Annotated in this window: 21 protein-coding genes; 14 read left to right on the top strand and 7 right to left on the bottom strand. The window is 68.2% G+C overall.

Going from position 1 to position 23,243, the window contains the following annotated elements:
* Positions 1–69: 69 nt before the first annotated feature.
* The 3 genes from CFB52_RS21085 (at position 70) to ilvD (ending at position 4,841) form a co-directional block, all read left to right on the top strand.
* A complete protein-coding gene (locus CFB52_RS21085) occupies positions 70–1,662 on the top strand; it encodes an aldehyde dehydrogenase (NADP(+)) (protein ID WP_099317341.1) in 1,593 nt (530 codons plus the stop codon).
* Positions 1,655–2,677, top strand: a complete 1,023-nt coding sequence (locus CFB52_RS21080; RefSeq protein WP_099317340.1) for an Ldh family oxidoreductase — start codon at positions 1,655–1,657, stop codon at positions 2,675–2,677. Before CFB52_RS21085 ends, CFB52_RS21080 begins: the two co-directional genes overlap by 8 nt.
* Positions 2,678–2,981: 304 nt before the next feature.
* On the top strand, positions 2,982–4,841 hold the full coding sequence (ilvD, locus tag CFB52_RS21075; protein ID WP_099317339.1) for a dihydroxy-acid dehydratase: 1,860 nt from the start codon (positions 2,982–2,984) through the stop codon (positions 4,839–4,841).
* Between the two features lie 121 nt (positions 4,842–4,962).
* On the opposite strand, the gene CFB52_RS21070 is transcribed toward ilvD, so the two are convergent.
* Positions 4,963–5,814, bottom strand: coding sequence for an SH3 domain-containing protein (locus tag CFB52_RS21070; RefSeq protein ID WP_060311728.1), 852 nt, complete (start codon positions 5,812–5,814; stop codon positions 4,963–4,965).
* 28 nt (positions 5,815–5,842) lie between these two features.
* Positions 5,843–6,268 carry a hypothetical protein gene (locus tag CFB52_RS21065; RefSeq protein WP_099317338.1) on the bottom strand — a complete coding sequence of 142 codons (426 nt, stop codon included), beginning with the start codon at positions 6,266–6,268 and terminating at the stop codon, positions 5,843–5,845.
* Positions 6,269–6,566: 298 nt separating this feature from the next.
* Between CFB52_RS21065 and CFB52_RS21060 the strand changes: the two genes are divergently transcribed.
* Both CFB52_RS21060 and CFB52_RS21055 read left to right on the top strand, forming a co-directional pair.
* Positions 6,567–8,090, top strand: coding sequence for a sigma-70 family RNA polymerase sigma factor (locus CFB52_RS21060; protein WP_059582337.1), 1,524 nt, complete (start codon positions 6,567–6,569; stop codon positions 8,088–8,090).
* A gap of 182 nt (positions 8,091–8,272) precedes the next feature.
* Positions 8,273–9,154, top strand: coding sequence for a helix-hairpin-helix domain-containing protein (locus tag CFB52_RS21055; RefSeq protein ID WP_099317337.1), 882 nt, complete (start codon positions 8,273–8,275; stop codon positions 9,152–9,154).
* Positions 9,155–9,302: 148 nt separating this feature from the next.
* Here the strand turns inward: CFB52_RS21055 and CFB52_RS21050 are convergent, their stop codons facing one another.
* Both CFB52_RS21050 and CFB52_RS21045 read right to left on the bottom strand, forming a co-directional pair.
* On the bottom strand, positions 9,303–9,728 hold the full coding sequence (locus CFB52_RS21050) for a helix-turn-helix domain-containing protein (RefSeq protein ID WP_099317336.1): 426 nt from the start codon (positions 9,726–9,728) through the stop codon (positions 9,303–9,305).
* Positions 9,729–10,015: 287 nt separating this feature from the next.
* Positions 10,016–11,530, bottom strand: coding sequence for an acetyl-CoA hydrolase/transferase family protein (locus CFB52_RS21045; RefSeq protein ID WP_060967634.1), 1,515 nt, complete (start codon positions 11,528–11,530; stop codon positions 10,016–10,018).
* A gap of 627 nt (positions 11,531–12,157) precedes the next feature.
* Here CFB52_RS21045 and CFB52_RS21035 point away from each other — a divergent pair.
* From CFB52_RS21035 to CFB52_RS21005, 7 genes are read left to right on the top strand one after another with little or no spacing between them, the layout of a single operon-like run.
* Entirely contained in the window at positions 12,158–12,847 is a 690-nt protein-coding gene (locus CFB52_RS21035) for a CDP-alcohol phosphatidyltransferase family protein (RefSeq protein WP_059582348.1), read from the top strand.
* Positions 12,844–13,653 carry a 2OG-Fe(II) oxygenase gene (locus CFB52_RS21030; RefSeq protein ID WP_099317334.1) on the top strand — a complete coding sequence of 270 codons (810 nt, stop codon included), beginning with the start codon at positions 12,844–12,846 and terminating at the stop codon, positions 13,651–13,653. The genes CFB52_RS21035 and CFB52_RS21030 overlap by 4 nt, the downstream gene beginning before the upstream one ends.
* Entirely contained in the window at positions 13,650–14,651 is a 1,002-nt protein-coding gene (locus CFB52_RS21025; protein ID WP_059582352.1) for a TIGR00374 family protein, read from the top strand. The genes CFB52_RS21030 and CFB52_RS21025 overlap by 4 nt, the downstream gene beginning before the upstream one ends.
* Before the next feature lie 35 nt (positions 14,652–14,686).
* Positions 14,687–15,454: an NTP transferase domain-containing protein gene (locus CFB52_RS21020; protein ID WP_059582354.1), complete on the top strand. Its 768-nt coding sequence runs from the start codon at positions 14,687–14,689 to the stop codon at positions 15,452–15,454.
* Complete coding sequence (gene aepX / locus CFB52_RS21015) at positions 15,451–17,136, top strand: phosphoenolpyruvate mutase (protein ID WP_089465543.1); 1,686 nt, start codon at positions 15,451–15,453, stop codon at positions 17,134–17,136. Before CFB52_RS21020 ends, aepX begins: the two co-directional genes overlap by 4 nt.
* A complete protein-coding gene (gene aepY / locus CFB52_RS21010; protein WP_059582360.1) occupies positions 17,133–18,314 on the top strand; it encodes a phosphonopyruvate decarboxylase in 1,182 nt (393 codons plus the stop codon). Before aepX ends, aepY begins: the two co-directional genes overlap by 4 nt.
* Positions 18,314–19,378: a 2-aminoethylphosphonate aminotransferase gene (locus tag CFB52_RS21005; RefSeq protein ID WP_059582362.1), complete on the top strand. Its 1,065-nt coding sequence runs from the start codon at positions 18,314–18,316 to the stop codon at positions 19,376–19,378. The genes aepY and CFB52_RS21005 overlap by 1 nt, the downstream gene beginning before the upstream one ends.
* A 94-nt stretch (positions 19,379–19,472) precedes the next feature.
* Here CFB52_RS21005 and CFB52_RS21000 read toward each other — a convergent pair whose 3' ends face one another.
* Both CFB52_RS21000 and CFB52_RS20995 read right to left on the bottom strand, forming a co-directional pair.
* Positions 19,473–19,790, bottom strand: coding sequence for a hypothetical protein (locus tag CFB52_RS21000; protein ID WP_059639304.1), 318 nt, complete (start codon positions 19,788–19,790; stop codon positions 19,473–19,475).
* A gap of 90 nt (positions 19,791–19,880) precedes the next feature.
* Entirely contained in the window at positions 19,881–20,117 is a 237-nt protein-coding gene (locus tag CFB52_RS20995) for a hypothetical protein (protein ID WP_059582368.1), read from the bottom strand.
* 352 nt (positions 20,118–20,469) lie between these two features.
* Here CFB52_RS20995 and CFB52_RS20990 point away from each other — a divergent pair, with 352 nt between their 5' ends.
* Positions 20,470–20,757: a hypothetical protein gene (locus CFB52_RS20990; RefSeq protein WP_099317333.1), complete on the top strand. Its 288-nt coding sequence runs from the start codon at positions 20,470–20,472 to the stop codon at positions 20,755–20,757.
* A 315-nt stretch (positions 20,758–21,072) separates the two neighbouring features.
* A complete protein-coding gene (locus CFB52_RS20985) occupies positions 21,073–21,891 on the top strand; it encodes a multidrug ABC transporter ATPase (RefSeq protein ID WP_099317332.1) in 819 nt (272 codons plus the stop codon).
* A gap of 29 nt (positions 21,892–21,920) precedes the next feature.
* On the opposite strand, the gene CFB52_RS20980 is transcribed toward CFB52_RS20985, so the two are convergent.
* Positions 21,921–23,072, bottom strand: coding sequence for an acyltransferase (locus CFB52_RS20980; RefSeq protein ID WP_099317892.1), 1,152 nt, complete (start codon positions 23,070–23,072; stop codon positions 21,921–21,923).
* Positions 23,073–23,243: the final 171 nt, after the last annotated feature.

Below are 23,243 nucleotides of genomic sequence, written 5' to 3'. Positions count from 1 at the left end.
TTTTCAGCCCTTTTCCCCTTCCAACGGCCGGGCGCAGTACGCCCGGCCCTGCCTTTTCCGAGGAAAACCATGCAACTCACAGGTCAGCTCCTGATCGGCCCGTCGGCCGTCACCGGACAGAACGGCACCCTCCACGCGCTCGCCGCCGCCACCGGCGAACCGCTCGAACCGGCGTTCGGCGGCGCGAGCCTGCACGACCTCGAAACGGCGTGCGCGCTCGCCGACGACGCGTTCGACACCTATCGCGAAACGTCGCCCGACGCGCGCGCCGCGTTCCTCGACGCGATCGGCCGCCACATCATGGCGCTCGGCGACGACCTGATCGAGCGCTGCGTCGTCGAAACCGGGCTGCCGCGCACACGCATCGAAGGCGAACGCGGCCGCACGGTCGGGCAGCTCGCGCTGTTCGCGTCGCTCGTCCGGGATGGCGGCTTTCTCGACGCGCGGATCGATCCGGCGCGTCCCGAGCGCAAGCCGCTGCCGCGCGTCGACCTGCGCCTGCGCAACGTCGCGCTCGGGCCCGTCGCCGTGTTCGGTGCGTCGAACTTCCCGCTCGCGTTCTCGGTGGCCGGCGGCGACACGGCGTCGGCGCTCGCGGCCGGCTGCCCGGTGATCGTCAAGGCGCATTCCGCGCATCCGGGCACGTCGGAACTCGTCGGCCGCGCGATCCAGCAGGCCGTGCGCGAATGCGGGATGCCGGCCGGCGTGTTCTCGCTGCTGTTCGACGCGTCGCGCGAGATCGGTCAGGCGCTCGTCGCCGATCCACGCATCAAGGCGGTCGGCTTCACCGGCTCGCGCCGCGGCGGCGTCGCGCTGATGCATATCGCGGCCGCGCGAGCCGAGCCGATTCCCGTCTATGCGGAAATGAGCTCGATCAATCCCGTGCTGCTGTGTCCCGCCGCGCTCGACGCCCGTCACGACACCATCGCAGCGCAGTTCGTCGCGTCGCTCACGCTCGGCGCCGGCCAGTTCTGCACGAATCCAGGCCTCGTGCTCGCGGTGGACGGCCCCGCGCTGCGCGCATTCGAAGCCGCGGCGGCCGATGCCGTGCGTGCCGTCGCCGCGCAGACGATGCTGACACCGGCCATCCACGCGAGCTACGCGCAAGGCGTCGCGGCGCTGCGCGATCACGATGCGGTCGAGCTGCTGGCCGAAGGCGCGGAAGGCGGCCGTCACCAGGCCCGCGCGGCGCTGTTCGCGACGTCCGCCGATGCGTTCGTCGCGCACCGCGAATTGCGCGACGAAGTGTTCGGCCCCGCATCGCTGATCGTGCGCTGCCCGGATGCCGGCACGCTGCATCGCGTGCTGAAGTCGCTCGAAGGTCAGTTGACGATCGCCGCGCATCTCGCCGACGGCGACGCCGCGTTGTTCGCCGCGCTGCGCCCGACGCTCGAACGCAAGGCCGGCCGCATTCTCGTCAACGGTTTCGGCACGGGCGTCGAGGTCGGCCACGCGATGGTGCACGGCGGCCCGTTCCCGGCGACGTCCGACACGCGCACGACGTCCGTCGGCGCACGCGCGATCGAGCGCTTCCTGCGCCCCGTGTCGTACCAGGACGTGCCGGACGCGTTGCTGCCGGACGCGATTCGCAGCGGCAATCCGCTGCACGTGCCGCAACGCATCGACGGCGTGCCCGCCCCGCGCGAGGTGAACCATGGCTGAGCGCGCAACCGAAGTCGTCCTGTCGCTCGATGAAGTGCGCGCACTCGCGCTGCGCGTGCTGACGCACAACGGGATGTCGGACGCGCATGCGCACGCCATCGCCAACGTGATCACGCAGGGCCAGCGCGACGAGTGCCATTCGCACGGCGTGTACCGGCTGCTCGTCTGCGTGCGCTCGCTGAAGAAAGGCAAGGTCGATCCGCAAGCCGTGCCGACGCTGCGCCGGCTGTCGTCATCGATCGTCGCGGTCGACGCGCATCGCGGCTTCTCGCTGCTGAGCTTCGAGACCGGGCTGCCCGTCCTCGTCGAGATGGCGAAGCAGCACGGGATCGCCGCGATGGCGATCAACCATTGCTACCACTTCTCCGCGCTGTGGCCCGAGGTCGAGGCGATCGCCGCCGAAGGGCTGGTCGGCATCGCGATGAACCCCAGCCATAGCTGGGTCGCGCCGGAAGGCGGCCGCGAACCGGTGTTCGGCACCAACCCGATCGCGTTCGCGTGGCCGCGCCCGGGCGGCGAGCCGTTCGTGTTCGATTTCGCGACGAGCGCGATCGCGCGCGGCGACATCGAGCTGCATGCGAAACAGGGCAAGGCGATTCCGTCGCACTGGGCGATCGACGCGGATGGCCAGCCGACCACCGATCCGAAAGCCGCGCTGCAGGGCGCGATGCGCACGTTCGGCGGGCACAAGGGCTCGGCGCTCGCGGCGATGGTCGAGCTGCTCGGCGGCGCGCTGATCGGCGACATGACGAGCCGGGAATCGATGGATTTCGACGAAGGCGTCGGCGCGACGCCGTGCCACGGCGAACTCGTGATCGCGTTCGATCCGAAGGTGTTTCTCGGTGACGAGCTCGACGCGGGGCTTGCGCGCGGCGAGCGGATGTTCGAATCGATCGTCGCGCAAGGCGCGCGGCTGCCGTCGCAACGGCGCTTCGACGCCCGCGCGCGCAGCATCGCAAACGGCGTGCGGATTCCGAAGGCGCTGTACGACGAGATCCTGACGCTGCTCGATTGACGCGCGATCGAGCCGCACGGCGCGGCTTCACCATCGGCAGAACGGGCGGTGAAGCCGCGCGCCGGTTGCGCCGGCAATGACCTGCGTCGGGCTGCGTGCCGGCGAGCCCGGGCGCGCCGGGGGAGCATGGCCGCTGTCCGGCGCGCCGCTCGCCCGCTCCCGCCGGCGCCACGGGCCCGGCGGCTGTGGGATAATCGCGAAGTTTGCCCAGGGCGCAGCTCAAGAGGTTGTTCGCACGGGCGCGAGAGAGGCCTTTATTCCCGAGCCTCCACCCTTTTCCCGCGATATTTCTTCAGCTTTCACCATGCCCACTTACCGTTCCAAAACCTCCACCGCCGGCCGCAACATGGCAGGTGCGCGCTCGCTGTGGCGTGCCACCGGCATGAAAGACGACGATTTCTCGAAACCGATCATCGCGGTCGTCAACTCGTTCACCCAGTTCGTGCCCGGGCACGTGCACCTGAAGGATCTCGGCCAGCTCGTCGCGCGCGAGATCGAAGCCGCGGGCGGCGTCGCGAAGGAATTCAACACGATCGCGGTCGACGACGGCATCGCGATGGGCCACGACGGCATGCTGTACTCGCTGCCGAGCCGCGACATCATCGCCGACTCGGTCGAATACATGGTGAACGCGCACTGCGCGGACGCGATGGTATGCATCTCGAACTGCGACAAGATCACGCCGGGGATGCTGATGGCCGCGATGCGCCTGAACATTCCGGTGATCTTCGTGTCCGGCGGCCCGATGGAAGCCGGCAAGACGCGCCTCGCGAACCCGGTCACCAAAGCCATCGAACTGAAGAAGCTCGACCTCGTCGACGCGATGGTGATCGCGGCCGACCAGTCGTATTCGGATGCCGACGTCGCCGAAGTCGAACGCTCGGCGTGCCCGACCTGCGGCTCGTGCTCGGGCATGTTCACCGCGAACTCGATGAACTGCCTGACCGAAGCGCTCGGCCTGTCGCTGCCCGGCAACGGCACGGTCGTCGCCACGCACGCCGATCGCGAACAGCTGTTCAAGCGCGCCGGCCGCCGCATCGTCGAACTGACGCGCCAGCACTACGAGCAGGACGACGAACGCGTGCTGCCGCGCTCGGTCGGCTTCAAGGCGTTCGAGAACGCGATGACGCTCGACATCGCGATGGGCGGCTCGACCAACACGATCCTGCACCTGCTCGCGATCGCGCAGGAAGCCGGCATCGACTTCACGATGAAGGACATCGACCGCCTGTCGCGCACCGTGCCGCAGCTGTGCAAGGTCGCGCCGAACACGAACAAGTACCACATCGAGGACGTGCACCGCGCAGGCGGCATCATGGCGATCCTCGGCGAGCTCGAGCGCGCCGGCAAGCTGCACACCGACGTGCCGACCGTCCACGCGCCGACGCTGAAGGACGCGCTCGACCAGTGGGACATCGTGTGCACGCAGGACGAAGCGGTCCGCACGTTCTACCTGGCCGGCCCGGCCGGCATTCCGACGCAGGTCGCGTTCAGCCAAAACACGCGCTGGCCGAGCCTCGACCTCGACCGCGCCGAAGGCTGCATCCGCTCGTACGAGCATGCGTTCTCGAAGGAAGGCGGCCTCGCCGTGCTGACCGGCAACATCGCGCTCGACGGCTGCGTGGTGAAGACGGCCGGCGTCGACGAGAGCATCCTCGTGTTCGAAGGCTCGGCTCACGTGACCGAATCGCAGGACGAAGCGGTCGAGAACATCCTGAACGACAACGTCAAGGCCGGCGACGTCGTGATCGTGCGCTACGAAGGCCCGAAGGGCGGCCCGGGCATGCAGGAAATGCTCTACCCGACCAGCTACATCAAGTCGAAGGGCCTCGGCAAGGCATGCGCGCTGCTGACGGACGGCCGTTTCTCGGGCGGTACGTCGGGCCTGTCGATCGGCCACTGCTCGCCGGAAGCGGCAGCGGGCGGCGCGATCGGCCTCGTGCGCGACGGCGACCGCATCCGCATCGACATCCCGAACCGCACGATCGACGTGCTGGTGTCGGACGAGGAACTGGCGCGCCGCCGCGAGGAGCAGAACGCGAAGGGCTGGAAGCCCGCCCAGCCGCGTCCGCGCAAGGTGTCCGCGGCGCTGAAGGCATACGCGAAGCTGGTGATGTCGGCCGACAAGGGTGCGGTACGCGACCTGTCCCTGCTCGACGACTGATGCGACGCGCTACAGGCGGCGGGTAGCGGCTTGCCCGCTTCCCGTTCGCCCGATCCGAAAGCCGCTCTTCGGAGCGGCTTTTTTTCGTCCGGTGCCCGGAGAAGCCGCGGCACCGGCGCCCTCAGTGACGGAATTCGTCGGGGCCACCGCCTGCGCCGCGATTACCGCCGCCATTTCCGCCGCCTTGCGGCCGCGCATAACCGCCGCCTCCCTGCCGCACCGGCGGCGGCATCATGTGGCCCTCGCCGCCCGGCATGGGCGATGACGGGCGCGGCACGGCCGGCGGCGGGCTGGCCGGACGTGCATTACCCACCCCACCCGGCATCGGGGTCGGCGCTGGCGGGCTGGCCGGACGCGCATTACCCACTCCACCCGGCATCGGTGTCGGTGCAGGAGCAGGCGCAGCCGGTGGCGGCACGCGATTCGCGCCGTTCCAGCCGCCGCGCGTGGCCGATGGCCGCGTGTCATGCACGGGCGGCGGGCCGGCCGGCGCGACCTGCATCGGTGCGCCCGGCCGCGGCCGCCCTTGCCCCGGCGGCATGCCGCCGGGGCCGAGCCGCGGCTCCGCACGGCGCGCCCAGCGATCGCGGTCGGGATACCACGGGCGGTGCCGGTAATAGCGGTCCCAGTACGCGCCGATCGCGAATCCAGTCACCGGCACACCGATGATCGCGCCGTACTCGAGCAGCGGCACATAGTTGCCCTGGTACGGATAGTCGAGCAACTGCGCATCGATCCAGCCGCGCACGCCCGGCAGCGCGACGTCGCACCACGTGTAGTCGCTCAGGCAGCCGAATACGTCCAGCGCGGTGCCGGGCGGAATCTGCGCGACCACCGGATAATCGGGCGCCGGCCCCGCAAACAGCTCGGCCGGCGAATTCGTGTAAGCGCTGCTCTGCGCATCGGCGACGCCCGGCACGGCCGCGAGGCCGGCCAGGACGACGCACAGACTTCGGACAATCGTGTTCAACATGATGCTCTCCCGCGCCGCCGCGCGCCCGTCAGTGCCGATGGCCGCCGCCCCCATGGCCGCCACCCCAATGCCCGCCACCCCACGGACGATGCCAGTACCCGCCGCGCCCGCCCCAGTATCCGCCGCCGCCCCAGCGGCCCCAGAAGCCGATCGTCACGGGCGGCCCGTACCAGCCTGAGTAGTACGCCGGGTAGTAATACGGATACGGCGCCGGCACGTAGGCCGGGGCGACATACACGGGCACCGCCGTGCCGGCGTCGACCTGCGCTTGCGGCACGGTCGACTGGGCCGGGCCAGGCGTGGCCGGTGCAGCCGGAATCTCGCGCTGCGTCACCGTGGCGGGCACGGGTGCGTAATAAGGTGCATAGCCGTACGGGCTCGTGTAGTAGCAGCCGCCAAGCATCAGTGCGGCCAGCGCGACGACGGCCGGCCTCGCGGCGGGAATCGGGTTCATCTCGTACTCCGGCAGAATCCGTGCGCCACCGCCAGGCGGCGCGCGTGACTCTAGCTTACGTCCCCTGCGGATTTCCGCGCGTATGATCGGTTACTTTTTGTTTCCTGCTCCGGCGCGCCGCGCGGGCACGCCGCGTGCTGGCCCGTCCGCGGCGCCGGCGTTGAAGTTGGCGCAAATGCCCTCAACTTGAACGATGTCGGGCTGACCGGCGCGGACGGGCGTCCGCGATCCACCGGCAACCGCAAACCGGCGAGCTTCGGCCCGCCCAGACAGGAACGCGGCTCGCGCCGCCATCGACATGACTACGCCACGCCCCACTCTCCGGGCGGACACACCGCTCGATCCGATCATCCAGTTGCTGGCGCTCGCCGGCGAGCAGGGTTATCTGACGCACGCCGACCTCGTCGACGCGCTGCCGCCCGAAAGCGACAGCCCCGATGCGCTCGACGTCGTACGCGCCGCGCTCGCCGACATCGGCATCGCGGTACTCGACGAGCCGGCCGCGCCCGCACCGTTCGCCGGCGCGGCGCCGGTCGAGGTCGATCGCGACGCGCTCGACGAAGGCAGGGCCATGCTCGGCGACCTCGCACGCGGCACGAGCGCGTCGACCGATCCGCTCGCGCTCTACATGCGGCGCATGCAAGCGGTGCCGCTGCTCACGCGCGAAGGCGAAATCGCGCTCGCCCGCGAAATCGAGACGGGCCGTCATCAGGTATTGCATGCGATCGCCGGCTATCCGCCCGCGGTCGACGTGCTGCTCGAGCGTCATCGCACGACAGGCGCGACCGGGTCGGCCGACGGCGACGACGATACGCCGGCGCCCGCCCGCTACGATGCGCTGCACGCGGCGGTCTCGGCGCTGCGCGGCGCGCTGCATGCGCATGGCAGCCGTTCGGACGAATATCGCGACGCGCGCAACCACGTGGCCGCCCTGCTCGGCTCGCTCGCTTGGGTCGCGCCGGCCGTCGACGACGCAAGCCGTACCGTGCGCGCACTCGCGAGCGCACCGCACGATCCGTCGGCGGTCGATGCAGCGCACTTCGATGCGGTCGCACGGCGCGCGCTCGCGGCGGCGCTGAGCGACGGCCAGCAAAAGGTGCGCGATGCAACGCGCGCGATGCTCGAGGCGAACCTGCGGCTCGTGCTGTCGATCGCGCGCAAGTACCTGAACCGCGGCGTCGACCTGTCCGACCTCGTGCAGGACGGTTGCCTCGGCCTGATGCGCGCGATCGAGAAATTCGAATACCGGCGCGGGTTCAAGTTCTCGACCTATGCGACGTGGTGGATCCGCCAGGCGATCGCACGGGCGGTCGCGGATCGCTCCCGCACGATCCGCGTGCCGGTGCACGTCGGCGACCAGTATCAGCGCGTGCAGCGGCATGTGCTGCGCTTTCGCCAGCGGACGGGCCGTCGGGCCACGCCGGCCGAACTCGCGGCCGAAACCGGCCTCGACGAAGACAAGCTGCGCGCGGTGCTCGCGCTGCCGGCCGAGCCGGTTTCGCTCGACACGCCGCTGCCCGATGCGGATACCGGCCTCGTGGAATTGATCGAGGATCGGGCATCGGCCAGCCCGTTCGAGCAACTGGCCGACACGCGCATGCGCGAATGCGTGCTGTCGCTGCTGCGGTCGGTCACGCCGACCGAGGCCGACGTGCTGCGCCGGCGGTTCGGCCTGGGTGGCGCCGAGCCCGACACCTACGACGCGATCGCGCAGGATGCGGGAATGTCGCGCGAGCGCGTGCGGCAAATCGAGAAACGGGCGCTCGCCGCGCTGCGCACGGCCGCCGAGGCCGAGAACGCGCAGTCGTTTCTCGACGCGTAACCGCATCGCGCGCCGCGCACGGTCGTGCCGAAATGCTGCATGACCGTGCACGGCGCGCCTGTGCTACGTTTGCCATTGACGCACATCAAGTTTTCTTCATCGCGCGTCACGACAATGGTTGAAAGCCGACCGGCGCATCGCTCGCCGCAGCCATTCCGTTTGTGCTTTTCGGGTCCCTCGCCATGCAGTCGACCGTCAGCCAGACGTACGAGGAAAACCAGCCTATCGCGGCCTGCCTGCGCGAGGCCGCGCAACGGCTCGTCGACCAGGGCGCGAATCCGTACCGGGTCGCCGCGTACCGCGCGGCGGCCGACACGGTCGATGCGCTCGACCGCGACGTCCGCACCGTGTTCGAAACCGGCGGCGTCGAGGCGCTCGGCGCGCTGCCCGACGTCGGCGCGGGCGTCGCGCAGGCGATCGCCGAGCTGCTGGTGACCGGCCGCTGGCGCCAGCTCGACCGCCTGCGCGGCGACGCGGAACGCGCGTCCGCATTCGAAGCCGTGCCGGGCATCGGTCACGCGCTCGCGCTGCGCATTCATGACGCGCTGCACATCGATACGCTGGAGGAACTCGAACGCGCGGCCCGCAACGGCCAGCTCGAAACGATCGCGGGCGTCGGCCCGCGGCGCGCGGTCGGCATCCGCGCCGCGCTCGACGACGTGCTGAGCCGCCGCCGACGCTGGCAAGGTCACATGCGAAACGCCGGCCCCGGCACGGAGCCGCCGGTCGAACTGCTGCTTTACATCGATCGCCAGTACCGCAACAAGGCGGCCGCCGGCGTGCTGCCGACGCTCACGCACCGGCGCCCGAACGCGGACGGTTACGTGCCGCCGCCCGTGATGCACATGACCAAGGGCGGCTGGCATTTCACGGCGCTGAGCCAGCAGGCCGCCATGCGCACACCGGAAGCCGGGCGCCCGACCGACTGGGTCTCGCTCTACTTCTACGACGCCGTGCAGTGCGAGCACCAGCGCACCGTGTTCACCGAAACGTACGGCGCACTCGTCGGCAAGCGAATCGTGCGCGGGCGCGAAATGGAATGCCGCGTGTATTACGCGGGATGAGCAGGCGCGGCTGTTTCGCGGACGCCGAAGCCTGCACGGGCGACGTCGCCTCGTCGCATTCGGCACGTCGGCCCCGTGACGTCGCCACGTCGCCGTCCTGCGGTCGCACGGCTATCGCGGCGCATCCTGCCTCGCGCGGGCTCGCTGCCTACGCACCTTCCGGCTTCGCGCGGCGCGCCGGATAACGATGCGCGGCAATGCGCAGCAGCTTCTGGAACGACGGGCATTCGAGATGGTTCGCCGCCGGGCATGCGGCCGCATGCCGCAGCGCATCGCGCACCGCGCCGAGACGGCGAATCGTGCGGTCGAGCTCGTCGGCCTTGTCATCGAGTTTCGCGCGGTCGATCGCCGGCCGGCCCTCGGTGCCGACCATCGTGAGGATGTCATCGAGCGAGAAACCGGCCTCGCGGCCGAGCGCGATCAACGCCAGACGCTCCAGCACCGACTCGTCGTATTGCCGCCGCAGCCCATGCCGGCCGATCGGGACGATCAGCCCCTTTTCCTCGTAATAACGCAGCGTCGATGCAGGCAGTCCCGTGCGCCGCGCTACGTCCGCAATGTCCAGTCGGCTCATGCTTGACCTCAAGTTCGCTTGAGGTTGCAAGATAGTCGCTCGACTCCATCAAGACAAGTCCGGGCCCCCGTGAAACCGTTGGCCCCGCGTCGTATCCCGCCGCGCCGCCGCACCATCGCCGTCCGCGGCCGAGGTGCGCGACGAGCACGCCCGGCAGCCCGCTCAAACTGCTGTGATCGACGCGGGCGCCACGCTCGCGATGGAGCTGTCGACGCTGTTCCTGCGGCGGGTGCCCGGCATTCCGTCGCTCGACTGCGACGGGCGCGCGCCCGCCGCCGGCCCGCTCGTCAGGCCTTCATCGTCCCGGTGCGCACGTAGCGCTCGTGCCACGACAGCGCTTCGGCCAGCAGATGCGGCGTGTGCTTGCCGAAGCTTTCGCGCGACGCGCGCTCGAAGTAATCCTCGAGCATCGGGCGGTAGTCCGGGTGCGCGCAGGTCGCGATGATCTTGCGCGCGCGCTGCTTCGGCGACAGGCCGCGCAGGTCGGCCAGCCCCTGCTCGGTGACGACCACCGCGACGTCGTGCTCGGTATGGTCGACGTGGCTCGCCATCGGCACGATCCGCGAGATCGCCCCGCCCTTCGCGGTGCTCGCGGACATGAAGCACGACAGATAGCCGTTGCGCGCGAAGTCGCCCGAGCCGCCGATGCCGTTCTGGATCTTCGTGCCCATCACGTGCGTCGAATTCACGTTGCCGTAGATGTCGGCCTCGATCATCCCGTTCATCGCGATGCAACCGAGGCGGCGCACGAGTTCCGGATGGTTGCTGATCTCCTGCGGGCGCAGCACGATCTTCTCGCGGAACGTCGCGATGTCGTCGGCGAAACGCTGCACCGCGGCCGGGCTCAGCGACAGCGCGGTGGCCGACGCGAAGCTCAGCGTGCCGTCGTCGAGCAGGTCGAGCATGCCGTCCTGGATCACCTCGGTGTAGGCCGTCAGGTTCGAGAAGCCGGCCGAACTCAGTTCCGCGAGCACCGCGTTCGTGATGTTGCCGACGCCCGACTGCAGCGGCAGCAGGTTTTCCGGCAGGCGGCCGCGCTTCACTTCGTGGCGCAGGAAGTCGATCAGTTGCAGCGCGATCTGCCTGGAAGTCGCGTCGGGGGCGGTGAACGCATTGCTGCGGTCCGGCGCGTCGGTTTCGACGATCGCGACGATCTTGTCGGCCGGGCAGCGCAGGTACGGCTCGCCGATCCGGTCGTCGCTCTTCGTCAGCGGAATCGGCTTGCGGTGCGGCGGCAGCGCGGTGCCGTAGTAGATGTCGTGCATCCCGTCGAGGCCGAGCGGCTGGCGCGCATTCACTTCGAGGATCACGTGCTTCGCGCGCTCGAGCCAGGTCTTGTTGTTGCCGATCGACGCGGACGGAATCAGCAGCCCGTCCTCGCGGATGCCCGCGACTTCGACGATCGCGACGTCGAGATCGCCGTACAGCCCGAACCATGCGTATTGCGCGACGTGGCTCAGGTGGACGTCCTGGTAATCGACTTCGCCGCCGTTGATCTTGTCGCGCAACGTCGGGTCGGACTGGTACGGCAGCCGCATCGAGATGCCGTCGGTGCGGGCGAGCGCGCCGTCGAGTTCCGGTGCGGTCGACGCGCCCGTCAGCACGTTGATCCGGAAGTCCTCGCCGCGCGCGTGCGCCGCGTCGATATGGGCGGCCAGCGCGGCCGGCACGGCCTTCGGATAGCCCGACCCGGTGAAGCCGCTCATGGCGACGGTCATGCCGGGGCGGATCAGCGCGGCGGCTTCGTCGGCGGTGCGGACGAGCGAACGCAGGGCGGGAGCGAGGATGCGTGATGAAGACATGGCTGGTTATCTGACGCTTTGGTCTGTCGTTGACGTCGCGGGGGGTGTCTCCTGAGCGACGCGAAGCCCTTGGGGCCGCGAGGGGCGGCCCGGCACCACGGGCACGGTCGGAGTATCGCAGAGGCGAACGTCGCGAAATGTCCGCTGGATGCAAAAGATCCTTGCCGGATTTGCCGGGTATCGAACGACCGTTCCGTGACAGGCGATCGGCCTGCCCGATGCGCGCGAAAGGTACGTGAAAGCATCGGGGCGGAATCGCCGGTTCGCGATCGCCGGCCGTCGCGCATCAATCGACGGATGTCCCTCGACATTGACGGCCTTTGGTTCGGCAACGGACGACACCCGTCCGGCGTGGCCGATTGTCGCCCGCTGCGCTCTTTCCCGGCCTGACGGAGGTCAAGCTCCGGTCCATCGCGCACCGCCGGCCGGCCCGCGAAGCCCGTGCGGCCTTGACAGCCGCGCGATGCGGACCACACTGGAAAGTGGGTCCGGCCGCCCGGTCGGCGGCCTCGTTCGCAGGTGCGTTTTCGAACCGGCCGATGCCTGCAAGACGCGGTAACACTCCCGCATGTCAGGACATTGATCGAATAAAAAGCAACAAATTACAATTCCGTATATATTTCGCCGATGGACCAAAGAAAAACCGCCACACACCCCGAACCGCCCCTGCCACGCACGTGGGATGCGCGGCTCGCGCGCTCGCTTGTCCGACCGCTCGTCGATACGCCGGTCACCCCGAATCACCTCACTACCCTTCGTCTGCTGATCGGCCTCGCCGGCGCCTGGTGCCTCGCGCACGGCGGCTTCGGCTGGAGCAATGCAGGCGCGTTCCTGATCGTGCTGTCGAACTTCGTCGACCATACCGACGGCGAGCTCGCGCGCATCAGCGGCAAGTCCAGCAAGATCGGTCATTTTTACGACCTCGCGGCCGATGCGCTCGTCACGGTCGCGCTGTTCGTCAGCATGGGCGTCGGCATCGTCGCCCAGGGCGGCCAGATGGCCGCGTCGCCGGTGCTGCTCGGCGCCGTGGCCGGCGCGGCCGTCGCGCTGATCTTCTTCCTGCGCATGCGGATCGAATCGATCGCCGGCAAGGCCGGCACCAAGCAGGCGTTCGCCGGCGGCTTCGAGACCGAGGACGTGCTGTACCTGCTGCCGATCGTGACGCTCGTCGACGGCGTGCAGCCGTTCCTGCTCGCGGCGTCGATCGGCGCCCCGCTGTTCGCCGCCTGGGTCGTGATCGACTGGTGGCGCGTCGTGCGGCGCGGCAACCGCGGCGACCTTTCGCAGAATTCAACCGAAATCCAGGCTTCCAAATGACTCCTAGCACGCGCGACGATTCCGTGCTGAGCCCGGCACGCCCCGCGCCCGTGCGCGCGACGGCGGCCGATCCCGATCGCACCGTGGCCGACTGCGTCGGCCGGCTCGACCTCGAGCGCCTGCGCGGCGACTACACGCGCCAGGGCTCGTTCCTCTATCTCGACGCATTCCTGCCGGCCGACGCGCACGCGAAGCTGGCGGATGCCGCGCGCGCGATGCAGGCCGGCCTGAACCGCAATTACCTGCCCGGCCACAAGCAGGGCGGCAGCGTGAGCCGCCATACGATCGACGAGCAGGCGCCGTACATCGCCGAGCTGTATCGCTCGAAGGCGCTGATCGGCTTCCTCGAGAAAATCACCGGCGACAAGCTGATGCTGTCGCCGGACGACGATCCGCACGCGTACGCGCTCTACTACTACACGAAACCCGGCGACCACATCGGCTGGCACTACGACACGTCGTACTACGACGGCCGCCGCTACACGCTGCTGATCGGCGTGATCGACGAATCGTCGTGCCGGCTCGACTACGAGCTGCATACGCGCAATCCGGACGTGCCCGACGAACCGGGCTCCGTGCAGATCGCCGACGGCGGCATCGTGCTGTTCGACGGCGACAAGCTGCGCCACCGCATCACGCCGCTCGGCCAGAACGAGATGCGCGTGTCGCTCACGTTCGAATACGTGACCAACCCCGGCATGCGGCCGTGGAAGCGCTTCATCTCGAACATGAAGGACGCGATCGCGTATTTCGGTTTCCGCCAGGTCTTCAAGCAGCTGGCGACGCGACGCACGAGCGGGTCATGACACGCGCGGGCCTCATCCTGCTGTCCCTCGGGACCGCACTCTTCATCGCCCTGCTGGCCTGGCAAGGCGTCGGCGCGGTGGCGTCCACATTCCTCGCGGCCGGCTGGGGCCTCGCGCTCGTCGCGGCGTTCCACGTCGTGCCGCTCGTGATCGACGCAGTAGCCATTACGGTCATGTTCCGCCGCGGGCAGCCGGGCGCCGAACTCGGCAATGCGCTGCGCGCGCGCTGGGTCGGCGAATCGGTGAACAGCCTGCTGCCCGCCGGGCAGATCGGCGGCCCCGTGCTGATGGTGCGCCACCTCGCGCAGCGCGGTACGCGGATGGCCGACGCGGCCGCCGCCGTGACCGTCGGCACGACGATGCAGGCGCTCTCGCAGATGGCCTTCGCGCTGATCGGCATCGCCGCGTTCAGCCTGTATGCGACGCACGAGTCGGTCGCGCACCTGCGCACGCCCGCGCTGATCGCCACCGGCGTGCTCGGCGCGCTCGCGGTGATGTTCTATCTGGCGCAGCGGCGCGGCCTGTTCGGCCGCGGCCTGCGCCTCGCGTCGAAGCTGCTCGGCCCGCGCGACTGGTCGTCGCTCGCCACGCGCGCCGACGCGATCGACGGCGCCGTCGGCGCGCTGTACCGCGATCGCGCGAAAGTCGCGAAGACCTTCGCGTTGAGCCTCGTCGGCTGGATCGTCGGCACCGCGGAAGTGTGGCTCGCGCTGCACTTCCTCGGGCATCCGGTGAGCTGGCTCGACGCGCTGCTGCTCGAAAGCGTCGGCCAGGCGATTCGCGGCGCGGCCTTCGCGATCCCGGGCTCGCTCGGCGCGCAGGAAGGCGGCTACCTGCTGCTCGCGCCGCTGGTCGGCTTGCCGCCCGACGCGGCGCTCGCGCTGTCGCTCGCGAAGCGTGCGCGCGAACTCGCGCTCGGCCTGCCCGGCCTGCTCTATCTGCATTTCAGTGAAAGAAACTGGCAGCGGCGCCGTGCGCCGCAGCCGCTCGCCGACTGATCGTTCAGATCGCCGGCTTTTTGGTTGGAGAACCCATGCGAGCCATCATTCTTGCGGCAGGCCTCGGCTTGCGCCTGCAACAACCGCCCGAAGCGCAGTTTCCGAAGTGCCTGCTGCGCTTCGACGACGTGTCGCTGCTCGAGCGCCATCTGCGCGTGCTCGACGCCGCGGGCGTCGACGAGATCGTGCTCGGGCTCGGCTTTCAGCACGAGAAGGTCGAGCAGGAACTGAAGCGCCTCGGCCGCACCGCCGAGATCGTGATCAACGACCGCTACGACCTCGGCAGCGTGCTGACCGTGCATACCGTCGCCGAGGCGATGACGCGCGGCGGCGACGTGCTGCTGATGGACGCGGACGTGCTGTACGACGAGAACATCCTGCACGCGCTGGTGGCCGATTCCGATCGCGCGGTCGACCGCCTGCTGATCGACCGCGACTTCGAGGCCGGCGACGAGCCCGTCAAGCTGTGCCTGAAGAACGGCGTGCCGGTCGAGCTGCGCAAGCAGCTCGCGGTCGACCTCGACTACGACACGATCGGCGAATCGGTCGGCTTCTTCCGCTTCACCGAAGGCACCGCGCGCCGCCTCGCGACGATCGTCGCGGGCTACGTCGACAGCGGCCGCGCGAACATGCCGCACGAGGAAGCCGTGCGCGACCTGCTGCTCGAAGGCGGCCATTCGTTCGACGTCGCCGACGTCACCGGCTCGCCGTGGATCGAGATCGATTTCCCGAACGACGTCGCACGCGCGACGCAAGACATTCTTCCCCTGATTCAACGCACTACCGCCGGAGCCGCACGATGAACGCACGCGAACCCAACTTCACCGAATCGCGCAGCGCGCGCCTGCGCCGCATGCTCGTCAGCAGCGATCTCGAATTCCTGATGGAAGCGCACAACGGCCTGTCCGCGCGGATCGTCCGCGAGGCCGGCTTCAAGGGCATCTGGGCCTCGGGCCTCGCGATCTCCGCGCAGTTCGGCGTGCGCGACAACAACGAAGCGAGCTGGACCCAGGTCGTCGACGTGCTCGAATTCATGGCCGACGCGAGCGACCTGCCGATCCTGCTCGACGGCGACACCGGCTACGGCAACTTCAACAACGTGCGCCGCCTCGTGAAGAAGCTCGAGCAGCGCGGCATCGCCGGCGTGTGCATCGAGGACAAGCAGTTTCCGAAGACCAACAGCTTCATCGGCGGCGAACGCCAGCCGCTCGCCGAGATCGACGAATTCTGCGGCAAGATCAAGGCCGGCAAGGATTCGCAGACCGACCCCGACTTCTCGATCGTCGCGCGCGTCGAAGCGCTGATCGCGGGCTGGGGGATGGACGAGGCGCTGCGCCGCGCGAACGCGTACGCGGAAGCCGGCGCCGACGCGATCCTGATCCACAGCAAGCTGTCGCGTCCCGACGAGATCCTGCAGTTCGCACGCGAATGGAGCGGCAAGGCGCCGCTCGTGATCGTGCCGACCAAGTACTACAGCACGCCGACCGACGTGTTCCGCCAGGCCGGCATCAGCACCGTGATCTGGGCGAACCACCTGATCCGCGCGTCGGCATCCGCGATGCAGGCGACCGCGCGCGAGATCTACGAGAGCCAAACGCTGATCAACGTCGAGGACCGCGTCGCATCGGTCAACGAGATCTTCCGCCTGCAGGACGCCGACGAGTACTCGGCTGCCGAGCGTATCTACCTGTCTTCGTCGTCGCGCGCGTCGAATGCGGCGATCGTGCTCGCCGCGAGCCGCGGCAAGGGCCTCGAAGCCGTCACCGAAGATAAACCCAAAGTCATGCTGCCGGTCGCCGGCAAGCCGCTGCTGCGCTGGCTCGTCGACGGCTTCAAGACGCACGGCGTAAACGACATCACCGTGGTCGGCGGCTATCGCGCCGATGCGATCGACACGTCGGGCATCAAGCTCGTCGTCAACGAGCGCCATGCGCAGACGGGCGAGCTCGCATCGCTCGCCTGCGCGGCCGACCGCCTGACCGGCGACACCGTGATCTCGTACGGCGACCTGCTGTTCCGCAGCTACATCGTGCGCGACCTCGCGGAGAGCGAGGCCGAGTTCAGCGTGGTGGTCGATTCGTCGCTCACCGAGACCAACCAGAGCGTGCGCGACTTCGCCCTCTGCTCGGCGGCCGACGATCGCGGCCTGTTCGGCCAGAAGACCTACCTGCAGCGCGTGTCGAGCGACGTCGCCGCGGGCACGCCGCACGGCCGCTGGATCGGCCTGCTGAACGTGCGCGGCGCCGGCGTCGACCGCCTGAAGGCGATGCTCGCGACGCTGCAGGCGCGTCCTGATTTCGACACGCTCGACATCCCGTCGCTGCTGAACGAACTGATCGCCGCCGGCGAGAAGATCGAAGTGCAGTACGTGCACGGCCACTGGCGCGGCGTCAACGACCTCGAAGACTTCCGCCGCGCGGGCGATTTCGCGCACGGCCAGACGCCGCTGTCCGAGCCGGGCACCGCCAACGGGGGCGCGCAATGATCGAAGCGGCCCAGTTCGTCGAGGCCGCGCGCGAACGCGGTTTCGACTGGTACGCGGGCGTGCCCTGCTCGTACCTGACGCCGTTCATCAATTACGTGTTGCAGGACCCGACGCTGCATTACGTGTCGGCCGCGAACGAAGGCGACGCGGTCGCACTGATCGCCGGCGCGACGCTCGGCGGCAAGCGCGGGATCGCGATGATGCAGAACTCCGGGCTCGGCAACGCGGTGAGCCCGCTCACGTCGCTCACCTGGACGTTCCGCCTGCCGCAGTTGCTGATCGTCACGTGGCGCGGCCAGCCGGGCGTGGCCGACGAGCCGCAGCACGCGCTGATGGGCCCGATCACGCCCGCGATGCTCGACACGATGGAGATTCCGTGGGAGACGTTCCCGACCGACCCGGAACAGGTCGGCCCGGCACTCGACCGCGCGATCGCGCACATGGACGCGACGGGCCGCCCGTACGCGCTCGTGATGCAGAAAGGCAGCGTCGCGCCGTATGAACTGAAGGCGAACCCGGCCGCGACGCCGCGCGCGCACGTCGCCGCGCAATCGTCGGCGCGCGCCGCGTCGGCCGATGCATGGCCGACCCGTCACGACGCGCTGCAGCGCGTGATCGCGCATACGCCGGTCGATTCGACCGTCGTGCTCGCGTCGACCGGTTTCTGCGGCCGCGAACTCTACGCGCTCGACGATCGCCCGAACCAGCTTTACATGGTCGGCTCGATGGGCTGCGTGACGCCGCTCGCGCTCGGCCTCGCGCTCGCACGGCCCGACCTGCGCGTGGTGGCCGTCGACGGCGATGGCGCCGCGCTGATGCGCATGGGCGTGTTCGCGACGCTCGGCACCTACGGCCCGGCCAACCTCACGCACGTGCTGCTCGACAACGGCGCGCACGAATCGACGGGCGGCCAGGCGACGGTGTCGCAGCATGTGTCGTTCGCGGGTGTCGCCGCTTCGTGCGGTTATGCGTCGGCGGTCGAAGGCGATACGCTTGACGTGCTCGATGCGGCGCTGGCTGCCACGGGCGACGGTGCACAGTTCGTGCGCATTGCGATCCGCACCGGCGTGCCCGACGGCCTGCCGCGCCCGACCGTCACGCCGGTCGAGGTCAAGACCCGTCTGATGCGGCACATCGGCGCCGCGCAGACCGAAGCCCACGTCGAAGGAGCCCATTGATGCTGCTGCTGAACCCCGGCCCGGTCACGCTCTCCGAACGCGTGCGCCGCAGCCTGCTGCAACCCGACCTGTGCCATCGCGAAGGCGAATTCTTCGACTTGCAGGATGAAGCGCGCGCGCGGCTCGTTGCCGCGTATGAACTCGACCCGGCCGAATGGGCCGCCGTGCTGATGACCGGTTCGGGCACCGCCGCCGTCGAAAGCATGATCGCCGCGCTCGTGCCGCAGGACGGCAAGCTGCTCGTGATCGAGAACGGCGTGTACGGCGAGCGGATCACGCAGATCGCCACGCAGTACGGCATCGCGCACGATGTGCTGAAGCACGAGTGGATGCAGGCGCCGGATGTCGCGCAGATTGGCGCTCGCCTCGACGCGGGCCGCTACTCGCATGTCGCGGTGATCCATCATGAAACGACGACCGGCCGGCTGAACGACCTCGGCGCCATCGCCGAGGTGTGCCGTGCGCGCGGCGTGAAGATGCTCGTGGACGGCGTCAGCAGCTTCGGCGCGGAAGCGATCGATTTTGCAGGTGGCGACATCGATGCGGTTGCCGCGACCGCGAACAAGTGCCTGCATGGTGTGCCGGGTGCCGCGTTCGTGATCGTGCGCCGTAGTGCGCTCGCGAAGGCCGCGAGCCGCACGTACTATCTCGATCTCGGGCGGCTTGCGAAGCTGCAGGATCAGCGGAATACGCCGTTTACGCCGTCCGTGCATGCGTATTACGCGCTGGTCGAGGCGCTGCGCGAGTTCGATGAGGCCGGCGGCTGGCGTGCTCGGCATGCGCATTACAAGGCGCTTGCCGATCAGGCGCAGGCGGGGCTTGTTGCACGCGGGATGCCGCTGGTGCTGCCGGAAGGCGAGTCGTCGGTCGTTTTGCGTGCGTACAGGCTGCCGCAGGGTGTGACGTACGAAACCCTGCACGACGGGCTGAAGGCGCGCGGCTTCGTGATCTACGCCGGGCAAGGCGGGCTGTCGAAGGAACTGTTCCGGATCTCGACGATGGGCGCGATTCAGGCGGCCGATGTCGAGCGGTTGCTGGATGGTTTTACCCAGTTGACGCGGTAAGCGCTGCCCTCACCTTCGTCCACGAAAGGCCCGCAAGGGCCTTTTTTCTTGTCCTTCACAATCGTGGACGTGACACATGGGCGTCGGCAATGCCCTATCCTCTGGGGTGTTTCATTTCCTCGGCCTCCACCGCGGCGAGCCGTTCTTCGCTGGCGGAAACAGATCCCATGGCTTCGTCGATCGATGCCAATGCAAACTCGCAGGCCAGTCTCGTTTCTTCAACGGTGGGCTCCGGCTTCTCATCGTCGCTCGGCGGAGGCGCAAGCATGTCGCCGAGCATCATTGCCAGTTCCTGGGTATCCCATTGCTCGCCCCTTTGCTCCTTCCTCTTGATGTAATGCCGGATTTCCGCGTCTTGCTCCGGCGAGAGCGGGAGATGTCGAAACGTGTTGCTTGGGCTGGCGTCAATCATGATGTTGCTCCTGAATTTGAAATCGGCTTGCTCGAGCTGCCCCCGGTTACGCGTGCAGCCGCGGAATAACAAGGGCGACCGAACAGAGGCCTATTTGCCGCAGCGCGGAACTTGAATTCCGTCGATGCGCCCTAAAAGCTCGTCCACCTGGAGCTCGAGGATCCTGTTTCGGTTGGATTGCTTGCGGAGTTTGTTGAGCCTGATCCGCCAATACGAAGGATCACTTACGGACGATTTGTTGACGAAGGCGTGTTGGGCTTGTTCAAGCAGCCCGATCGACCGCCTGATATGTACCAATTCGCGCTCCACATCGCAGTACCAGCTCATGTTCGCCGCCTTTGATTAATATTTGCATCTTGAATCGATGCCCAGCGAGAACACCAGGGTTCGCTCGAACGGCGGCACGGGAGCCGGTTCCGACGGATGCATGCCGCACGGCACCGCGGGTCGAAGAGACGGAAAATACCGTGCGCAAGCCAGGGGTGCGGCCCAGGCTGGAGGACGGGAAGCCATCGATATGCACATGCGGCTCGGATGAAACCATCATACGCGTATCGCCGGACAGGCAACCACTTTATTTCGGCTGGCCGCGACGAGTGCGGATGCGCGCCTCGTCATCCGCGTCACCCCGCCCCAACCGTTCCGTGTATAGTGGGCTTCCCCTTATGGAGCAACCAACATGCCAACCTATCCGTTTCTTCTCTATAAGGGGTACGAACTTCATCCCCTTGTCTTCTCCCGCACGTTCCATCGCTTTGACAGGCATTCCCGTTACGCCGAAGGGTATGACATCGCCGTGCGCATATCTCGCCCGGCCTCGATGGCAAGCGCGCCTTCAAGCCGTGTTTTCCGACTGAACCAGCCCCACACGTTCTCCGACTTTGGAGTGGCGAGGCGGGCGGCCCGGCAGCAAGGCAAGGATATCGTCGACGGGAAGGTGAACGGCGCGTCAGTTGTCGATCTATGAAAGCGCCGTCCGTCGGTATCGGCCGTGCACATCGACCGGGACGGAATGCCTCATTACCATGTGCTGCGTCGTGCCGCGAGCCGACGAGTGTGCCGAATGCCGAGCGCCGTGTTCGCGCCGCGAAGCAAGCCGTCTCGTGCACCTGTCGACGGTAACCTCCGTGCACCCGCTTCGATCGCGAACGACGCATGCCCGCCATCCTGAACGACCGATGGTCCGTCAATGCCGAACGTCAATCCTGTTGGAATCGACCGACGGAAGTGGGTCGGGAGGCAACGCCCACGAATACCGATGAAGACACATTTGATCGCGACAATGAGAATCTTGCGCTTCGCGTCAATGCTGACGCTCGTCGCCTCCCCCGTCGTTCACGCTGCCGACAGCCAGTCTTGCAGCGACGCAGTCGTCGCAGCCGTCGCCCGCTGGGCCGGTGTCGCGAGCGCGCGCATCGCCACGCGCGACGCGGACCGGCTCGTCGTCGCATCGTCATGCAAGGCGATGCCGAACGCGCCGGAAACGACGATCGCCGCCGTCGCGTTCGATTCGCTGCCGAAGAGCAAGCATCCCGATGAAAGCAAAAAGCTTCAGGTCGTCGCGCTCGTCGAGGGCGGCAAGGTCGTGGCGGCCGATCGATCGGTGGTCGAAGAGGATGCGGCAACGGAAATCGGCGAGAACAGCTACCGCATCGACACGGCGCCCTACCGGCTGTCGCCCGACGTACGGGCGTTCGGCGTCGTGTTTACCAGCAGCGCACGCGGGCCAAGTTGCCCCGACGCGAATGCGAGCGAAGAACTGACGCTGTGGATTCGCGAAGGCAACCGAATCCGCCCGGTGTTCGGCACCAACCTCTACGGATGGATCAGCGTCGAAGGCGATGCCTGCGGCCCTGGCGTCGGCGATGCGCGCAGTGAAGAGGCCCGTATGACGATCGCCGTCGAGAAAACATCGAGCCACGGCTTTGCCGACCTGTCGATCACGGCGCACATCACGACGACGCAGCGCAAGAACGGTGATTACTCGGATACGGGCAAGCGCACGGTGCGCACGGTCGTCCACTACGACGGCAAGGCCTATGGAATCGACATGTTCCGGAACTTCTGGTATTCGCCCGCCGCAATGAAGCGCTTCCAGTAAGACCGCAGTGAATCGCGGCGCTACCCCACCTACTCCACCACCTTCGCCCCGATCGCCTCGGTCGGCGCCGGCATCCGCAACGCGTCATCCCGCACACGCCGCGCCTCGCGCGCCGTATAGCGATCCTTCAGCCGCAGGAACGGTTTTTCGACGAGAAAGTAGCTGGCCGTCGCGGCCGCCAGCGCCCACACGATGCCGAGCGGAAACGCATGCGCGACCGGCAGATGCGGGTTCGCGAACGGCTGCTGCCACAGATAAAGACTGAACGAGATCGTACCCACGAACACGACCGGCCGCGTACGCAACCACCGCGCGCACCAGAACTCGCCGCGGAAATTCAGCACGACGATCACGATCGCGATCAGCGCGGCTTCGAGCGTCACGCCGTACGTCGCATTCCAGAAGCCGCCGAGCCGGTGCTCGGCGAGCGGCATGCCGATCAGCACGACGAAGACGAGCGCCGTCACGATGCGCGCCTCGCCGCGCCACGAGCCGATCCACGCTTCGAGCCGTTCGCGGTTGAGCGACGCATAGCAGCCGATCAGGATCGGATCGACACCGGTGTGCAGCATCATCCCGAGCTGCCCGCGCAGCGCCGGCGCAACGAAATACGTGACGGTGCGTACCAGCGGCACGACCAGGATCAACGCGGCCAGCCAGCGCGTGCCGGCGCGGCGGATGCCGAGCACGAACAGCAACGGCCAGAACCAGTAGAACTGCTCCTCGAGCGCGAGCGACCAGAAATGGCCGAGATACCACGCGCCGTCGGGGTGCAGCGCGTTGTCGCCGGTCAGCCCGAACCACGCCGAGTAGTTCCACAGGTGCAGCGCCGCATAGAGCCACTGCCGACGATCGACGTCGACCCCGCCGGTGAACGCGACGAGCGCAACGGCCGCGAGATACACATAGCAGGCCGGCCAGATCCGCAGCGCCCGGCGCACGTAGAACGACGTCAGCGCGATGCCGCCCGTGCGCGCGAACTCGGCGCGCAGCACGTTGGTGATCAGGAAACCGCTCAGCACGAAGAAGATCAGCACGCCGAGCCGGCCGTCGGCGATCAGCCGCAACGGCGCGTACCAGCCCGTATAGCCGCCGGGCAGCACATGCTCGGCGTGACCGACGACGACCATCGCGACCGCGACGGCGCGCAACCCGGTCAACTGCGTGACGCGATGGTTCATCGGCTGGTTTCCGTTGGCACGGTAAAGGAACAGGAATCGGCCGGCGCCCGACCGGCCCGCCGACATGTCGCCGGGATTTTGTATGAAAAATATCGGAATGAAATTGCTTCAAAAATCCGCGTGGCACATGCCGCCGACGAGGCGACGCCGCGCCACGGCGCGCCCACGCCC

Origin of the sequence: Burkholderia sp. AU18528, from assembly GCF_002223215.2 — a bacterium.
GTDB classification, from domain to species: domain Bacteria; phylum Pseudomonadota; class Gammaproteobacteria; order Burkholderiales; family Burkholderiaceae; genus Burkholderia; species Burkholderia semiarida.
Note: the sequence above shows the minus strand (reverse complement) of the source record. Positions and strands in the feature narration are given on the sequence as shown.

What these genes read in the sequence shown, in the direction of transcription:
- CFB52_RS21085 (WP_099317341.1), top strand. Translation starts at nt 70, where the DNA reads ATGCAACTCACAGGTCAGCTCCTGATCGGCCCGTCGGCCGTCACCGGA.
- CFB52_RS21080 (WP_099317340.1), top strand. Translation starts at nt 1,655, where the DNA reads ATGGCTGAGCGCGCAACCGAAGTCGTCCTGTCGCTCGATGAAGTGCGC.
- ilvD (WP_099317339.1), top strand. Translation starts at nt 2,982, where the DNA reads ATGCCCACTTACCGTTCCAAAACCTCCACCGCCGGCCGCAACATGGCA.
- CFB52_RS21070 (WP_060311728.1), bottom strand. Translation starts at nt 5,814, where the DNA reads ATGTTGAACACGATTGTCCGAAGTCTGTGCGTCGTCCTGGCCGGCCTC.
- CFB52_RS21065 (WP_099317338.1), bottom strand. Translation starts at nt 6,268, where the DNA reads ATGAACCCGATTCCCGCCGCGAGGCCGGCCGTCGTCGCGCTGGCCGCA.
- CFB52_RS21060 (WP_059582337.1), top strand. Translation starts at nt 6,567, where the DNA reads ATGACTACGCCACGCCCCACTCTCCGGGCGGACACACCGCTCGATCCG.
- CFB52_RS21055 (WP_099317337.1), top strand. Translation starts at nt 8,273, where the DNA reads ATGCAGTCGACCGTCAGCCAGACGTACGAGGAAAACCAGCCTATCGCG.
- CFB52_RS21050 (WP_099317336.1), bottom strand. Translation starts at nt 9,728, where the DNA reads ATGAGCCGACTGGACATTGCGGACGTAGCGCGGCGCACGGGACTGCCT.
- CFB52_RS21045 (WP_060967634.1), bottom strand. Translation starts at nt 11,530, where the DNA reads ATGTCTTCATCACGCATCCTCGCTCCCGCCCTGCGTTCGCTCGTCCGC.
- CFB52_RS21035 (WP_059582348.1), top strand. Translation starts at nt 12,158, where the DNA reads ATGGACCAAAGAAAAACCGCCACACACCCCGAACCGCCCCTGCCACGC.
- CFB52_RS21030 (WP_099317334.1), top strand. Translation starts at nt 12,844, where the DNA reads ATGACTCCTAGCACGCGCGACGATTCCGTGCTGAGCCCGGCACGCCCC.
- CFB52_RS21025 (WP_059582352.1), top strand. Translation starts at nt 13,650, where the DNA reads ATGACACGCGCGGGCCTCATCCTGCTGTCCCTCGGGACCGCACTCTTC.
- CFB52_RS21020 (WP_059582354.1), top strand. Translation starts at nt 14,687, where the DNA reads ATGCGAGCCATCATTCTTGCGGCAGGCCTCGGCTTGCGCCTGCAACAA.
- aepX (WP_089465543.1), top strand. Translation starts at nt 15,451, where the DNA reads ATGAACGCACGCGAACCCAACTTCACCGAATCGCGCAGCGCGCGCCTG.
- aepY (WP_059582360.1), top strand. Translation starts at nt 17,133, where the DNA reads ATGATCGAAGCGGCCCAGTTCGTCGAGGCCGCGCGCGAACGCGGTTTC.
- CFB52_RS21005 (WP_059582362.1), top strand. Translation starts at nt 18,314, where the DNA reads ATGCTGCTGCTGAACCCCGGCCCGGTCACGCTCTCCGAACGCGTGCGC.
- CFB52_RS21000 (WP_059639304.1), bottom strand. Translation starts at nt 19,790, where the DNA reads ATGATTGACGCCAGCCCAAGCAACACGTTTCGACATCTCCCGCTCTCG.
- CFB52_RS20995 (WP_059582368.1), bottom strand. Translation starts at nt 20,117, where the DNA reads ATGAGCTGGTACTGCGATGTGGAGCGCGAATTGGTACATATCAGGCGG.
- CFB52_RS20990 (WP_099317333.1), top strand. Translation starts at nt 20,470, where the DNA reads ATGCCAACCTATCCGTTTCTTCTCTATAAGGGGTACGAACTTCATCCC.
- CFB52_RS20985 (WP_099317332.1), top strand. Translation starts at nt 21,073, where the DNA reads ATGAGAATCTTGCGCTTCGCGTCAATGCTGACGCTCGTCGCCTCCCCC.
- CFB52_RS20980 (WP_099317892.1), bottom strand. Translation starts at nt 23,072, where the DNA reads ATGAACCATCGCGTCACGCAGTTGACCGGGTTGCGCGCCGTCGCGGTC.